Annotated in this window: 15 protein-coding genes; 5 read left to right on the forward strand and 10 right to left on the reverse strand. The window is 70.4% G+C overall.

The annotated features are described in order from the left end of the window. Positions 1-25 precede the first annotated feature (25 nt). Entirely contained in the window at positions 26-919 is an 894-nt protein-coding gene (locus AB0J64_RS35815; protein ID WP_364037245.1) for a hypothetical protein, read from the forward strand. A 3-nt stretch (positions 920-922) separates the two neighbouring features. Here AB0J64_RS35815 and AB0J64_RS35820 read toward each other — a convergent pair whose 3' ends face one another. Further along, positions 923-2,824, reverse strand: a complete 1,902-nt coding sequence (locus AB0J64_RS35820) for a nitrate- and nitrite sensing domain-containing protein (protein WP_364037247.1) — start codon at positions 2,822-2,824, stop codon at positions 923-925. 62 nt (positions 2,825-2,886) lie between these two features. On the opposite strand from AB0J64_RS35820, the gene AB0J64_RS35825 reads away from it, so the two are divergent. Beyond that, the gene (locus tag AB0J64_RS35825; RefSeq protein WP_364037250.1) at positions 2,887-3,336 is read left to right on the forward strand and encodes a hypothetical protein; all 450 of its coding nucleotides are present in this window, start codon (positions 2,887-2,889) and stop codon (positions 3,334-3,336) included. On the opposite strand, the gene AB0J64_RS35830 is transcribed toward AB0J64_RS35825, so the two are convergent. After that, complete coding sequence (locus AB0J64_RS35830; protein ID WP_364037253.1) at positions 3,301-3,657, reverse strand: hypothetical protein; 357 nt, start codon at positions 3,655-3,657, stop codon at positions 3,301-3,303. The genes AB0J64_RS35825 and AB0J64_RS35830 overlap by 36 nt on opposite strands. Positions 3,658-3,731: 74 nt before the next feature. Here AB0J64_RS35830 and AB0J64_RS35835 point away from each other — a divergent pair, with 74 nt between their 5' ends. Next, complete coding sequence (locus AB0J64_RS35835) at positions 3,732-4,259, forward strand: DUF6886 family protein (protein WP_364037256.1); 528 nt, start codon at positions 3,732-3,734, stop codon at positions 4,257-4,259. Here AB0J64_RS35835 and AB0J64_RS35840 read toward each other — a convergent pair. The 4 genes from AB0J64_RS35840 to lysS are packed head-to-tail and all read right to left on the reverse strand — an operon-like array spanning position 4,234 to position 8,181. Continuing rightward, entirely contained in the window at positions 4,234-5,196 is a 963-nt protein-coding gene (locus AB0J64_RS35840; RefSeq protein WP_364037259.1) for a 2-dehydropantoate 2-reductase N-terminal domain-containing protein, read from the reverse strand. The two genes, AB0J64_RS35835 and AB0J64_RS35840, sit on opposite strands and share 26 nt — an antisense overlap. Positions 5,197-5,208: 12 nt before the next feature. Next, complete coding sequence (locus AB0J64_RS35845; protein WP_364037262.1) at positions 5,209-5,937, reverse strand: glycosyltransferase family 2 protein; 729 nt, start codon at positions 5,935-5,937, stop codon at positions 5,209-5,211. Positions 5,938-5,995: 58 nt separating this feature from the next. Continuing rightward, complete coding sequence (locus AB0J64_RS35850; RefSeq protein WP_364037265.1) at positions 5,996-6,529, reverse strand: AAA family ATPase; 534 nt, start codon at positions 6,527-6,529, stop codon at positions 5,996-5,998. Further along, on the reverse strand, positions 6,526-8,181 hold the full coding sequence (gene lysS / locus AB0J64_RS35855) for a lysine--tRNA ligase (RefSeq protein WP_364037268.1): 1,656 nt from the start codon (positions 8,179-8,181) through the stop codon (positions 6,526-6,528). The genes AB0J64_RS35850 and lysS overlap by 4 nt, the downstream gene beginning before the upstream one ends. Positions 8,182-8,428: 247 nt before the next feature. Between lysS and AB0J64_RS35860 the strand changes: the two genes are divergently transcribed. After that, on the forward strand, positions 8,429-8,605 hold the full coding sequence (locus tag AB0J64_RS35860; protein ID WP_364037271.1) for a hypothetical protein: 177 nt from the start codon (positions 8,429-8,431) through the stop codon (positions 8,603-8,605). Positions 8,606-8,691: 86 nt separating this feature from the next. Here the strand turns inward: AB0J64_RS35860 and AB0J64_RS35865 are convergent, their stop codons facing one another. The 3 genes from AB0J64_RS35865 to xylA are packed head-to-tail and all read right to left on the reverse strand — an operon-like array spanning position 8,692 to position 11,680. Then, positions 8,692-9,792 carry a Gfo/Idh/MocA family oxidoreductase gene (locus tag AB0J64_RS35865; protein WP_364037274.1) on the reverse strand — a complete coding sequence of 367 codons (1,101 nt, stop codon included), beginning with the start codon at positions 9,790-9,792 and terminating at the stop codon, positions 8,692-8,694. Beyond that, entirely contained in the window at positions 9,789-10,532 is a 744-nt protein-coding gene (locus AB0J64_RS35870) for a sugar phosphate isomerase/epimerase (RefSeq protein ID WP_364037277.1), read from the reverse strand. The genes AB0J64_RS35865 and AB0J64_RS35870 overlap by 4 nt, the downstream gene beginning before the upstream one ends. Further along, positions 10,529-11,680, reverse strand: coding sequence for a xylose isomerase (gene xylA, locus AB0J64_RS35875; protein ID WP_364037280.1), 1,152 nt, complete (start codon positions 11,678-11,680; stop codon positions 10,529-10,531). Before xylA ends, AB0J64_RS35870 begins: the two co-directional genes overlap by 4 nt. Before the next feature lie 90 nt (positions 11,681-11,770). Here xylA and AB0J64_RS35880 point away from each other — a divergent pair, with 90 nt between their 5' ends. Continuing rightward, positions 11,771-12,883, forward strand: a complete 1,113-nt coding sequence (locus AB0J64_RS35880) for an ROK family transcriptional regulator (RefSeq protein WP_364037283.1) — start codon at positions 11,771-11,773, stop codon at positions 12,881-12,883. Positions 12,884-12,904: 21 nt separating this feature from the next. On the opposite strand, the gene AB0J64_RS35885 is transcribed toward AB0J64_RS35880, so the two are convergent. Continuing rightward, positions 12,905-13,375 carry a VOC family protein gene (locus tag AB0J64_RS35885; protein ID WP_364037286.1) on the reverse strand — a complete coding sequence of 157 codons (471 nt, stop codon included), beginning with the start codon at positions 13,373-13,375 and terminating at the stop codon, positions 12,905-12,907. Positions 13,376-13,384: the final 9 nt, after the last annotated feature.

Raw genomic sequence — 13,384 nt, forward strand, 5'->3', positions numbered from 1 at the left:
CGACTTACGGGCACGATGTGTAGCCATGAAGACACACATTGTGACCGGCGTCGCTCTTGGCGCCGTTCTGGTGTTCTCGCCGGCAGCGTCGGCGGCGCCCACGCCTGACCTCTCGGGCGCCGTCTACGCCGGATTCGGAAATCAGCTCACACGGTACGCCGACGGCGAGTGGAGCACGCTCGCCAAGGTCGGTGCCACACCGCAGTTCGCCGCGTCGCCCGACGGCACGAAGGCGGCCTGGGTGACCGAGAACGGCAACCTCCAGGTCATGGAGGGCGGCAAGGCCACCACGCTCGTGAACGGACTCCAGGGCGGCACGCCGTGCCTGACCCCGGTCTGGTCCGCCGACTCGAGCAGGGTGGCCTACCCGGCCCAGGGCAACGAGATCATGGTCGCCAAGGCGGACGGCAGTGCCGCCCCGGAGAAGGTGGGCACGTCCCCGGGCGTCTGCCACCTGGCCTGGTCGGCCGACGGCCGCTACCTCGCGGGCTACAACACCCAGGGCGACTCCCTCTACCGGCTCAACGTCAAGACCGGCAAGAGCCTGCCGGCCAAGGGAGTCAAGTACATCAACCACGTGCAGAGCCTGTCGCCCGACGGCAGCAAGGCGGTCGTCTCGATCCCGGAGAGCCCGGAGACGCTCGGCGACGGGACCTGGCCGGCCTCGTTCAAGCCGGTCGTGCTCGACATCAGGACGGGCAAGAAGGAGCGGCCGGCGGTCAAGGGCAAGCAGATCGGCGCCTTCTACCTGCCGGACGGCCGCCTCGTGGTGCGTACGGCCGGCACGCGCGGCCAGTCCGGGTCCGGAAGCCCCGCGCACAACTCGCTGGTCGTGCTCGACAGCGCGGGACAGCCGGCCCAGCGGATCGCCGAACCGGCCAAGGCCAGGAACCGGGCGCTGCTCCAGGTCCTGGCCTAGCGGCTAACGTCCGCTCATGGCCGGCTGTTCGGCCAGGAGCGCCGCGGGCAGGGCGACCATCGCGGTCAGGCCGCCGTACGGGGAGGACGCCAGAGTCACCTTGATGCCGTGCCTGGCCGCGAGCCTGCCCACCACGAACAGGCCGAGCCGGTCGCTCTGCGCGAGATCGAACTCCGGCATCTTGGCCAGCCGCTCGTTGAGCTCGTCCAGCTCGACGCGCGGCAGGCCGAGTCCGCGGTCCTCGATCTCGATCATGACGCCGTGCGCGGTGGTCCCGCTGCGTACGTCCACCCTGGTCAGCGGCGGCGAGAAGAGCGTGGCGTTCTCGATCAGCTCGGCCGTCAGGTGGGCCACGTCCGTGACCACCGCGCCGAGCAGCGCGACCTGCGGCGGCTGGAGGATCTCGATCCGCTCGTACTCCTCCACCTCCGCCACGGCTGCGCGCAGCACGTCGAGGAGGGGCACCGGGTTGCGCCAGCCGCGTCCCGGAGTCTGGTCCGACAGGATGATGAGGCTCTCGGCGTGCCTGCGCATGCGGGTGGTCAGGTGGTCGAGCTTGAACAGGTCCGCCAGCTCCTCAGGCTGCTCCGTGGCCCGCTCCATGCTGTCGAGCTGGAGCAGCTGCCGGTGGAGCAGCGACTGGTTGCGTCTGGCGAGGTTCACGAAGACCTGGCTGACGCCGTGCCGGAGCCTGGCCTGGCTCACCGCGGCCTCGACCGCCGTGGACTGCACGTCGTTGAAGGCCTGGACGATGTCGCCGATCTCGGAGGTGCTGGTCCTGACCTCGATCGGGGCCACCTCGTCGGCGGTGGGCGGGGCCGTGTTCGTGCGCAGCCGCTTGACCAGGCCGGCCAGGCGCACCTCGGCCAGCTCCGTGGCGGCGTCGCGGAGCCCGGCCAGCTCGCGCACCAGCCGCTTGCGGAAGCGCAGCGAGACCATGATCGAGGCGATGACGGCGATCAGGCCCACGCCGCCCGCCACGCCGACCTTGACGAGCATGCTGATGGCCGTCGGCGTCACCCGCCGTACCAGGCTCTGCACGGCCACGGACTGGTTGCGCTCGACCGCCGCCCACAGGTTCTGGCCGTCGACCGGCCAGGTGGCGGCGGTGGCGGGCAGGCCGTTCGTGACCGCCTGGCCCCGGATGGCGTCCTCGGCCGCCTGGAACTCCTTGTAGACCGGCGAGGCGGCCAGCCGCTCGTACGGCCCGCGCAGGCCCGCGTCCAGGTGCGAGAGCGCCTGGGAGAACAGCAGCCGCCTGGTGGCCACCATGCCCGTGAACGCCTCGTGCTCCCGCTGCTCCACCCTGCCCTTGGCCAGCACGATGGAGACCATGGCGCGCTCCCTGGAGAGCACGTCCTTGGCCTCGCCCAGCATGGAGACGGCCCTGGCCTGCTTGTAGAGGGCCATGTCGGGCACCAGGACCATGGAGTCGTACATGCGGAAGGACGCGTCCACGATCTGGCTGTAGGCGTCGATCACGTCCAGGGGCGCCACGGTGGTGGAGTCCACGTCGCGGCGGACGCCCGCGAGGTGGTCGAGCTGGGTGTTCAGCGCGGCGAGCTGCGCGGTCATCTCGGGTGACAGGTCGCGCAGGGTCTTGGACAGCCCGCGGAACGTGGCCACGGCCTTGTCCGTGTCCTCGCGCTGCTTGGCCACCTTGTTCGCGCCCTGGCCGTTGACCAGGAAGTCCACGGACGCGAGCCGCTCGTCCTGAAGCTCGATGTTGACCCGCTCGGACGGGTCGGCCAGCTTGGTCGCCAGGTCGTTGATGGCGAGCAGGCGCATGCCGTCGCCGCCTGTCAGGCCCGCGGCGAACGCCCACAGGCCCACCAGGGAGATCAGCGGGACGAGAAGAAGGACAAGGAGTTTCACTGCGATGGGACGGCCACGCGTGGGGGGCATGCGACCTCCGGGTGCATGATGAGATCGCCTCGCAGATTACACCCCCCTTTGGAAGGATTTCTGTGCGTCTTCCGCGTTCTTTCTCCGGCTGGACCATGTGGGTCTTCGGCCTCATCTCCTTCGCACTCGGCCTGCTCGGGCTGATCTCGCCCGACACCATGCTGGCCATGCTGGGGTTCGAGGTGCTCGACGCGCGGGCCACGGGGGACTACACGCTGGTCTATATGGCCGCCTCGTCGATGGCGGCGGTGAACATGGGCGTTTATTACATTTTCGCGGCATCCGCGAACTACACGCCGTTCTTCCGCTGGACGGTCCCGTTCAGGCTGGTGACGTTCACGGTCTTCACCACGCTGGTGCTGACGGGGGCGGCGCCGGGCAAGTTCATCGGCATCGGCCTCTGGGAGGGGCTCGGCGCGCTCATCACGGGGTTCGCGCTCTGGCGCGAGGGCAACCTGCTGCCCTCGCGCCAGGAATCACGGTCTCGTGTTCTGGGAGCCACGCGAGACTAGGCGGTCGCCGGGTTCGGGGCTGTCTTCCAGCCGCCGTTCCAACTCTCGCTTCTCGTTCTCCAGCCGGGCCACCCGGTTGGAGGCCTCGGCCCTGGCTCCGCGTAGCGCACGGCGGCGCTTCGCGGACCTGCGCGAGCCCGAGCCGATCAGCCAGAGGCCCAACAGCAGCACGGCCGCGGCGGCCGCACCCGCGAGGAACATCTCCACCTGATTGAGCTCGAAGGTGTATCCGAACAGGATGTACCTGGCGCTCTCCTCGGTCAGGACCAAGGCGAGGGCGCCGCCGGCGAGCAGGACCAGGATCAGTCCTAACAGGATCATCCAACTCACCCCTTGTCGTCAGAGCCCGCTCCCACTGCCCCGGGATCGCCGGTATATGCGCCATGATTGCGTTCATGCGGCCAGAGCCCGGGCAAGTGCTCCACTTCTCCGAGGACCCGACGATAAAGCGGTTCGTCCCGCACGTGGCGCCGACCTCCAGCTTGACGGAGTCGTACGTGTGGGCGGTCGATCACGACCGCTGCCCCGACTACTGGTTCCCGCGTGCCTGCCCGCGGGCCATGGCCTGGGTCGGGCCGCGCACCACCGAGCAGGACACGGACCGGATCATCGGCGCGGGGTGCGGCGATCGGGTGCACGCCGTCGAGTACCGCTGGCTGCAGGCGCTCAGGGAGGTGCGGCTGTACGCGTACCGGCTGCCGGCGGAGCGCTTCAAGCCCATCGGGGACCGGCCGCACGCCGTGGTGTCCACGGTCGCCGTCGAGCCGCTCGGCCCGCCCGAGCGGGTCGGCGACCTGTTCGAACTCCACGAGGAGGCGGGGATCCAGCTCCGTGTGCTGCCCAGCCTCTGGCCGTTCTGGGACGAGGTGATCGCCAGCACGCTGGAGTTCAGCGGGATCAGGCTGCGGAACGCCCGTCGATGAGCGCCAGCAGGGTCTCCAGCGGCATGGAGCCCGGCGGCCGCTTCTCCTTGGCGAACCTGTTGGCCTCGCGCCGCAGCACCTCGTTGACCGGGGTGGGCCTGCCGTGCAGGCGGCCGAGCAGCACGATCTCACCGTTGAGGTAGTCGGCCTCGATGGAGCCGCTGCTCCTCGCCAGGCTCTGCCACGACGAGCCGCCGCCGCGGGCGATGCCGTCGATGGGCCGTACGTCCGCCTTGCGGCCGCGCACGACGGCCTCCTCCTCGGGCGTCGAGTACGCGATCCCGGCCTCGTCCAGCACGGCCCTGGCCTCGGCCCTGGCGCGCTCGATCACCTTCTCCATGCCGGGGACGTGGCCGACGAGCGCCTCCACGGCGTTGCCCAGGTTGCCGAGCAGCTTGCCGTGCTTCCAGCGCATCACGTCGGGCCGGGCCAGGCCCACGAGGCCGCGCTTGCCCAGGTCGTCGGCGATCCGCCGGGCGAGCTCGTCCACACCCTGGGGATAGCGGCCGACGTGCAGGATGCCGGAGTACGGATGCGCGTACGCGGCCATGACGCCGGGCTCCATGTGCTGGGCGGGCAGCCACACGCACATGCCGTAAACGCGCTCGAACCGCCGCAGGACGGTGCGCTCGTTGTCCACACCGTTCTGGGCGCACACCACCGGCAGATCGGACGGCCAGCCGTCGAGTGCGGCGATGGTGTCCTGCGACTTGGTGGCCACGATCAGCACGTCGTCGTCGCGCGCGGGCACGGGGCCGTCGGCGGCGGGGATGTCGAGGGTCTCGGATGACTCGGGGGTGATCAGACGCAGGCCGTCGCGCTTGATCGCCTCGTAATGGGCGCCTCTCGCGATGAGGAGGACATCGTGCCCGCCCTGGTGGAGACGGGCGCCGATGGTTCCGCCGACTGCTCCTGCTCCGATCACTATGTAACGCATCGTCCAAGGATGTCACTTGGCGAGCGCAACTTGCGTCTGCCCGGTCACGGCAGACCCTCGCGCACGCTCGCGCATGATCGTCTTCAGCACGCGCCAGCCGTCGCGCACCGCGTGCAGGTTGCTCGCGCCGTGGATGCGCGAACGCTCGTGGCTGGGGACCTCGCGGATGATGAGGCCGGCCTGGGCGGCGCGCACGTTCATCAGGGTCTCGATCTCGAAGCCGTCGCAGTCGAGCCCGAGGGCGTCGAGGTGGCAGGCCCAGAAGGCGTTGTAGCCGTAGCAGAGGTCGGTGTAACGGGTGCCGTAGAGGAGATTCGTCAGCCCGGTGAGGAACTTGTTGCCGAACGAGCGGATCGGGCTGATGTCGTCCGAGCCGCCGCCAGGGGCGTACCTGGAGCCCTTGGCGAAGTCGGCGCCGTTGACGAGCGTGGTGACGAAGGAGTGGATCTCCCGGCCGTCGGTCGAGCCGTCGGCGTCGATCATGACGATGATGTCGCCCCGGGCGGCCTGGAAGCCCTCGATGAGGGCGTTGCCCTTGCCGCGCCGGGTCTGCACGACGACCCGGAGGTCGGGGCGCAGCCTGCGCGCGACGGCAACGGTGTCGTCGGTGGAGTTGCCGTCGACGAGGATGACCTCGTCGATCCAGTTGGGCAGCGTCGCGAAGACATGGGGGAGGTTCTCGGCCTCGTTCATCGCCGGGACGATGACACTGACGCTGGCGGCGAAAGGCTGCTTGTTCATGTGCTAAAGGTCACCCCGGACACATGCAAGTCGCTTGACGGTTCCTTGCATTGGTCTGCTAATTCAAGATCTCCGCTTCTGCGGCCCTCTTAATGATCTCGTCGACGGTCTCGTGGGGCGTTTGCCGGGTGGTGTCAAGCCATAGTCCGATGCGCGGTGTCTCCGCGCGAAGAACCGCATCTAGCTGGGCAATCGTCCATCTTCCGCCATATCCGATCTTTGCTCTGGATCTTTCTCGATGATCGATTTCATCCGCGTCCGGAGCCAGGACGATTACATGGAGAGGGCGAGTGTGAATAAGTCTCGTAAACCGTTCCAAGTCTCCGCCGATAATGATGTCCTGGACTATTGGTGTGAATCCGGCATCGAAATACATGTCGGCCGTGTTGGCCGCTATGCGGTAACGGAGATCGAGTTGGCGGACGGCCTCGTCGGTGGGTTGGGGGGTCATCTCGGCGCGGCCGCCGACGACCATGCGCCGGAACGTGTCACCGCGCACGTGAGCGGAGCGCGGCAGCCGCTCGGCCAGGGCCTGTGCCACGGTGGACTTGCCGGCGGCCATGACGCCGGTGATCAGGACGGCGCCGTTCACGCGCCCACCAGCTTCCGCACCCGGTCGGCGCCCACGGCCAGCAGCAGCGTGGGGAGCCTCGGACCGGTGTCGCGGCCGACCAGGAGCTTGTAGAGCAGGGCGAAGAAGGCCCGCTGCGCCGCCTTCAGCTCGGGCGTCGCCTCGGCGTCCGCCGGCAGCCCGGCCTGGATCTTCGGTACGCCGTACACCAGCGCGGTCAGGCCGGCCGGCGACCAGTCGTCCAGGCCGTCGGCCAGCAGTCGCAGGGCCTCCCGCTGGCCGGCGTCGAGCGAGTCGAGCAGCTCCTCGTCGGGCTCTTCGCGCACGCGCGTGCGCTGGTCGGCGGGCACGTGGCCGTCGACCCAGCGCTGGGCCCTGTCGAGCCGGGGGCGGGCCTCGTCGAGCGTCCCGATCGCGTCGAGGTCGCGCAGGATGCGCAGGGTCTGGTCGGCATCGCCGGTCGTGATGTCCACGATGGAGGCCAGCGTGCGGTAGGGGACCGGGTGCGCCGTCGCGGGCAGCGGGCCCGCGGCCGTGCTCATGGCCCGGTTGTACGCGGCCAGCTCGGCGGGCTGGGCCCGGCCTTCCGCGACCTTGCGGCCCAGGGCGTCCCACTCGTCGTAGAGCCGCTGGATCTCCTGGTCGAAGGCGATCTTGAAGGACTGGGCCGGCTTGCGGCGGGCGTACAGCCAGCGCAGCACCGGCGCCTCCATGATCTCCAGGGCGTCGGCGGCGGTCGGCACGTCACCCTTGGAGCTGCTCATCTTGGCCATGCCGGTGATGCCGACGAACGCGTACATGGGGCCGATCGGCTGCTGCCCGCCGAACACCTCGCCCACGATCTGGCCGCCGACGATCCACGCCGACCCCGGCGAGTGATGGTCGACCCCGGAGGGCTCGAAGGCCACGCCCTCGTACGCCCAGCGCATCGGCCAGTCGACCTTCCACACCAGCTTGCCGCGGTCGTGCTCGGCCAGGCGCACGGTCTCGCCGAAGCCGCACTCGCACGTGTAGGCCAGCTCGGTGGTCTCGTCGTCGTAGGCGGTGACCGTGGTCAGGTCGCGCTCGCACAGTTCGCAGTACGGCTTGTACGGGAAGTAGTCCTCCGCCTGCTCCGCCTGCTCCGCCTGCTCCGCCTGCTCCGCCTGCTTCGCCTGCTCCGCCTGCTTCGTGCGGTAGCGCGACAGCACGGCGTCGATCCTGGCGCGCTCGCGCACGGCCAGCAGGATCTGCTCGCGGTAGGCGCCGTTCGTGTACTGCTCGGTCTGGCTGATGCCGTGGTATTCGACGCCCAGCTGCCGGAGTGCCTCGATCATGGGTGCCTTGAAGTGCTCGGCCCAGTTTCCGTACGCGCTGCCAGGAGGCGCGGGGACGGAGGTCAGCGGCTTGCCGATGTGCTCGGCCCAGGACGGGTCGACGCCCGCGGGCACCCTGCGGAAGCGGTCGTAGTCGTCCCAGGACAGCAGGTGCACGCACTCGACGCCGCGCCGCCGGATCTCGTCGGCGACCAGGTGGGGGGTCATGACCTCGCGCAGGTTGCCCAGATGGATCGGGCCCGACGGGCTCAAGCCGGAGGCGCACACGACCGGTTTGCCGGGCGCGCGACGCTCCGCCTCGGAGATGACCTCGTCCGCGAACCTGGAGACCCAGTCGGTCTCGCCACTCTCCACCATCGTGCCATTCTCGCGGCTCCCTCCTGTCCAAGCCAACGAGTTGCCCTTCCTCACGCTCCGTCGCCAGGCTCACCAGGGTGGCGGCGTCTCGCCGTTGACGGTTGGAGGTGCGGCAACACGCCGCTGGGCACGGCGCGGACGACCGAGCCGCTGGGCGACCACGAACGCCCCACACCGCCGCGCACTCGCGGCCTCCGCCGAGTGGCGTCGCGCTGGGTGGCGTTGGGGTGGTGTGGGGCTGGGTGGCGTGGGGCTGGATGGCGTGGCGGTGGGGGCGCGTGTCGCGTTCGCCCCGCTGTGCACGCTGGTCCTGCGCCCCGCCGGTGTCGCCTCTCGCCCCGGTGGCGGCGTGTCCCGGCTGGTGTGGCATGTCGCCGCGCTCAGCGCGCCTGGGACGGCCGGGGTGCCGCCACAGTGGCGCTGAGCAGGCGAGGACGCGCGGCGGAGGGAAGGGTGCGGCGCCCGGCCGCCGAGGGGCGGTGGGCGCCGCGGGTCAGCGTGGGAGCCCCGTCAAAGGGTCGAGGCGTACGGGTCCCAGTCCGACGGGAGAGGCTCCGGTGAGGCGGTGGTGGACGTGATGGGCCGGAACTCGGAGCGCTCGCCAGACTCCGAGATGGCCGACATGAGCTCCAGCACGTGGAAGGCCAGATCGCCCGAGGCCCGGTGCGGGGTGCCCGAACGTAGGGACCTGGCCAGGTCGAGCACGCCGATGCCGCGCCCGGCCGTGGTGCCCGAGACCGGCCGCTCGTGCCAGTCCGTGTCGTGCAGCCCCCGAGCCAGCAGAGGCCCCTCGAACGTGTTGGGATCGGGCAGCGACAGGGCGCCCTCGGAGCCGATGATCTCGATGGTCCGGCGGTTGATCGGTGAGTCGAAGCTGAAGGTGGCCGCGGCGGTGGCCGCCCCGGGGAAGTCGAGCAACGCGTTGACGTGCGTCGGGACGTCCACGGGGAAGACCTTGCCCTCCTTCGGCCCCGAGCCGACGACGCGGTGCAGGCGCGCCCTGCGCGTGCCGGCCGCCACCCGGGTGACGGGGCCGAGCAGGGACACCAGGGCGGTCAGGTAGTACGGGCCGAGGTCGAAGAGGGGGCCGCCGCCCGGCTGGTAGAAGAACTCGGGGTTGGGATGCCAGGACTCGGGGCCGAGGCTCTGCGTGGCCGCCGTGACGGCCACCGGCTCGCCGATGAGGCCGGAGCGCAGGGCGTGCAGGGCCGACTGGAGCCCGGCTCCTAAGAAGGTGTCGGGCGCGCCGCCGACCCGCAGGCCCAGGTTGGCGGCCTCGGTCACGATCTTGGTGGCCTCGTCCACGTCCATGGCCATCGGCTTCTCGCCGTACACGTGCTTGCCGGCGCGCAGCGACTCCAGCGCGACAGCCGCGTGCGCGGACGGGACGGTGAGGTTGACGACGATCTCGACCTCGGGCACCGCCAGGACGGTGGCGAGGGCGCCCGACACGGGCACGCCGTGCTCGGCCGCGACCGCGGCGGCCCGCTCGGTGTCGATGTCCGCGACGCCGATCACGCGCACGTCGGGGAAGGCTGTGAGGTTGCGAAGGTACTGGCCACTGATGTTCCCGGCGCCGACCAGGGCGACGCCGACGGGGCCGTTGCTCAAGAGCCCTCCAAAGAGGTGAGGTAGGCGTGGCTGTCCGCGAGAGCGGCGAAGATGTCGGTCGCGCATTCGTCGAGCTCGACGATGCGCCAGGCGTCGGGAGCGGCGGCGAGGATCTCGGGCACGGGCATGACGCCCCTGCCCACCGCGGTGTGCGGCTCGCCCTTGACCACCGGCCCGTCCTTGACGTGCAGCGCCAGGATGCGCTCCGCCAGGCTGCCGAGCAGGGCGGGCACGTCGGCGCCGCCCACGGCCGCCCAGTACGTGTCGATCTCCAGGAACACCTCGGGGACGAGCAGGTCGGCCAGCGCCTCGAGGGCGTGCCGGCCGTCGATCCGCGGCTCGATCTCCCACCAGTGGTTGTGGTACCCGATCCGCATCCCGTACCGCGCCGCCTGCTCGGCCAGCCCGTTCAGCAGGTCGGCCGTGCGCGAGAGCCCGTCGCGCGTGGTGAACTCCTCGTGCGCGATGCCGCCAGGGATGATCACCAGGTCGGTGCCGATCGTGGCGATGGCGTCGAAGACCTCGGCGGGCTCCTTGCTCAGCAGCGCGTACGCGTGCGTGCTCGACACGCTCAACCCGAGGTCGTCGACCACCTCGCGGAAACCCTTGGGATCGGTCGTGGGGTCGTAGGGCTCCACGGACCGGTAGCCGATCTCCGCGATCCGGCTCAGCACCGTGTCGCGGTCGGCCGCCAGCGCGTCCCTGACGGTGTAGAGCTGGACACTGATGGGTTTCGTCATCCGCGTACCCCCAGGAGGTGCTCGAGCGCGAGCTGGTTGAGCCGGGTGAAGTGGAAGCCGCGGGCGGCCGCCACCTCGGGGTCGAAGTCGTCCTTGGCCAGGTCGGCCCAGGTCTCGCCCGGCGCCAGCGTAGGCTGCGCCAGCTCGTCCACGCGGGAGGCGCGCAGGGCCTCCTGCACCTCGGGGTCGGCGCGGAAGGCCCGCGACTTCTCCTTGAGGATCAGGTACGTACGCATGTTCGCCGCGGCCGAGTCCCACACGTCCTGGGCGTCCTCGGTACGCAGCGGCTTGTAGTCGAAGTGGCGCGGCCCGTCGTAGCCGCCGTTCTCGAGCAGGTCGACCAGGAAGAAGGCGCTCTTGAGGTCGCCGTGGCCGAAGATCAGGTCCTGGTCGTACTTCGGCCCGTGCTGGCCGTTGAGGTCGATGTGGAAGAGCTTGCCGTGCCAGAGCGCCTGGGCGATGCCGTGCACGAAGTTGAGCCCGGCCATCTGCTCGTGGCCGACCTCGGGGTTGAGGCCCACCATCTCGGGGTGCTCCAGGTCGTTGATCAGCGCCAGGGCGTGGCCGATCGTGGGCAGGAGGATGTCGCCGCGGGGCTCGTTGGGCTTGGGCTCGAGGGCGAAGCGGATGTCGTAGCCGCGCTCGCGTACGTACGAGCAGAGCAGGTCGAGGCCCTCCTTGTAGCGGTCGAGCGCGGCCTTGACGTCCTTGGCCGCGTCCGACTCGGCGCCCTCGCGACCGCCCCAGCACACGTAGGTCTTGGCGCCCAGCGAGGCGGCCAGGTCGATGTTCCTGATCACCTTGCGCAGCGCGTACCGACGGACGTCGCGGTCGTTGCTGGTGAACGCGCCGTCCTTGAACACGGGGTGCGTGAAGAGGTTCGTGGTCGCCATCGGCACCTTCATGCCGGTCTCGTCCAGGGCCTTCCTGAACGCCGCGATGGCCTTGTCCCTGTCGGGCTCGACGGCGAGCAGGTCGTCGTCGTGGAACGTGACGCCGTACGCGCCGAGCTCGGAGAGCCGGTGGACGGTCTCCACCGGGTCGAGCGGCGCCCGCGAGGCGTCGCCGAACGGGTCGCGCGCCTGCCAGCCGACCGTCCAGAGGCCGAAGGTGAACCGGTCGGTCGGGGTCGGGATGAAATTGGCCATTCGAGTGCGCTCCTGTGGATTAGTCCATAATCTGTACATAATCCTGAGGAGGTGAGCATGGCGGCGTCAAGAGGGGTCCGGCATGATTCCATGCGTGCCCGTAACCTGGCCGTAGTACTCGGCGCCATTCACCGATCAGGACCGCACACCAGGGCGGCGCTCGCCGAGATGACGGGTCTCACCAAGACCACCGTGTCCAGCCTGGTCTCCGACCTTCTGGACGCCGGGGTGGTGACCGAGAGCGGGGCTGTGCGGGGCGGCGAGCGGGGGCGGCCGGGGGTGGCGGTGAGCCTGAGCGGGCACCGGGTGGCCACGCTGGGGCTGGAGATCAACATCGACTACCTGGCCGCGTGCGTCGTCGATCTCACCCGGGCGGTGCGGCTGCGCCGTACGCGGCGGGCCGACAACCGCAACTCGGACCCGGCGGACATCCTGGAGAGCCTGCGCGACCTCGTCAAGGAGACGACGGCCGAGGCGGAGCAGGCCGGGCTGCGGATCATCGGCGCGGCACTCGCCGTGCCCGGCACGGTCGAGGGCGAGGTGCTGCGTAACGCGCCACACCTCGGCTGGCGGGACGTACGCGTGCCGGACCTGGTCGACCTGCCGTTCGCGATCGACAACGAGGCGAACCTGGCGGCGCTCGGCGAGCTGTGGTTCGGCTCGCGGGCGGCGGACTTCCTCTACGTGTCCGGCGAGATCGGCATCGGGGCCGGGCTCGTGGTGGGCGGGACGGTGTTCAGGGGGACGTTCGGGCTGGCGGGCGAGCTGGGCCACGTCGTCGTCGTGCCCGACGGGCCGGCGTGCCGGTGCGGTGGCCGGGGCTGCCTTGAGGTGTACGCCGGGCAGGACGCCCTGCTCGGCGCGCTGCCCTCGGTCACCTCGCTGGTCGCGCGGCTGGAATCGGGCGACCGGCCGGCGCTGGCGGCGTGCGAGCGGGCCGGGCACGCGCTCGGCGTGGCGCTCACCTCGGCCATCCACCTCCTCGACCCCGGCCGGATCGTGCTGGGCGGGATCTACGCGCCGCTGTTCCCCTGGCTGGAAGGGCCGGTGTCGGAGGGGCTGGGGGCCCGCCTGGGCCAGATGCGCGGCAGACCCCCCGCCCTCGTGGTGTCGGAGACCGGCCCGGACGCGGCCGTGCTGGGCGCGGCGGGCCTGATCATCCAGCAGGTCATCGCCGAGCCCGCCCAGGTGCTCGGCCTCTAGACCCCGCCGGCCGCACCGGCTTCAGCCGTTGGCGGCCGCCTCCAGGGCCGGGACGTCGATCTTCTGCATGCCGAGCATGGCCTTCATGGCCCGCTGGGCCCTGGCCGGGTCAGAGTCGCTGAGCAGTTCCTGAAGCCGGCGCGGGATGATCTGCCAGGACAGGCCGTACTTGTCCTTGAGCCAGCCGCACTGCGACTCCTCGCCGCCTTCGGTGAGCCTCGCCCACAGCTCGTCCACCTCCTCCTGCGAGTCGCAGTCGACGTAGAGCGAGACGGCCTCGGTGAAGGTGAACTGCGGGCCGCCGTTCAGCGCGATGAACCGCTGCCCGGCCAGCTCGAACGTCACGATCATGGCCGTCCCGGCGGGACCGGGCCCGGCGTCGCCGTAGCGGTGGACGTCCAGGACGCGCGAGTCCTTGAAGAGCGAGGTGTAGAACGTGGCGGCCTCCTCGGCCTGGTTGTCGAACCAGAGGTACGTGGTGATCTTCTGCATGGTGCTTCC

The organism is Nonomuraea sp. NPDC049695 (assembly GCF_040674955.1).
Classification (GTDB): domain Bacteria; phylum Actinomycetota; class Actinomycetes; order Streptosporangiales; family Streptosporangiaceae; genus Nonomuraea; species Nonomuraea helvata.

What these genes read in the sequence shown, in the direction of transcription:
- AB0J64_RS35815 (WP_364037245.1), top strand. Translation starts at nt 26, where the DNA reads ATGAAGACACACATTGTGACCGGCGTCGCTCTTGGCGCCGTTCTGGTG.
- AB0J64_RS35820 (WP_364037247.1), bottom strand. Translation starts at nt 2,824, where the DNA reads ATGCCCCCCACGCGTGGCCGTCCCATCGCAGTGAAACTCCTTGTCCTT.
- AB0J64_RS35830 (WP_364037253.1), bottom strand. Translation starts at nt 3,657, where the DNA reads ATGATCCTGTTAGGACTGATCCTGGTCCTGCTCGCCGGCGGCGCCCTC.
- AB0J64_RS35835 (WP_364037256.1), top strand. Translation starts at nt 3,732, where the DNA reads ATGCGGCCAGAGCCCGGGCAAGTGCTCCACTTCTCCGAGGACCCGACG.
- AB0J64_RS35840 (WP_364037259.1), bottom strand. Translation starts at nt 5,196, where the DNA reads ATGCGTTACATAGTGATCGGAGCAGGAGCAGTCGGCGGAACCATCGGC.
- AB0J64_RS35845 (WP_364037262.1), bottom strand. Translation starts at nt 5,937, where the DNA reads ATGAACAAGCAGCCTTTCGCCGCCAGCGTCAGTGTCATCGTCCCGGCG.
- lysS (WP_364037268.1), bottom strand. Translation starts at nt 8,181, where the DNA reads ATGGTGGAGAGTGGCGAGACCGACTGGGTCTCCAGGTTCGCGGACGAG.
- AB0J64_RS35870 (WP_364037277.1), bottom strand. Translation starts at nt 10,532, where the DNA reads ATGACGAAACCCATCAGTGTCCAGCTCTACACCGTCAGGGACGCGCTG.
- xylA (WP_364037280.1), bottom strand. Translation starts at nt 11,680, where the DNA reads ATGGCCAATTTCATCCCGACCCCGACCGACCGGTTCACCTTCGGCCTC.
- AB0J64_RS35880 (WP_364037283.1), top strand. Translation starts at nt 11,771, where the DNA reads ATGCGTGCCCGTAACCTGGCCGTAGTACTCGGCGCCATTCACCGATCA.
- AB0J64_RS35885 (WP_364037286.1), bottom strand. Translation starts at nt 13,375, where the DNA reads ATGCAGAAGATCACCACGTACCTCTGGTTCGACAACCAGGCCGAGGAG.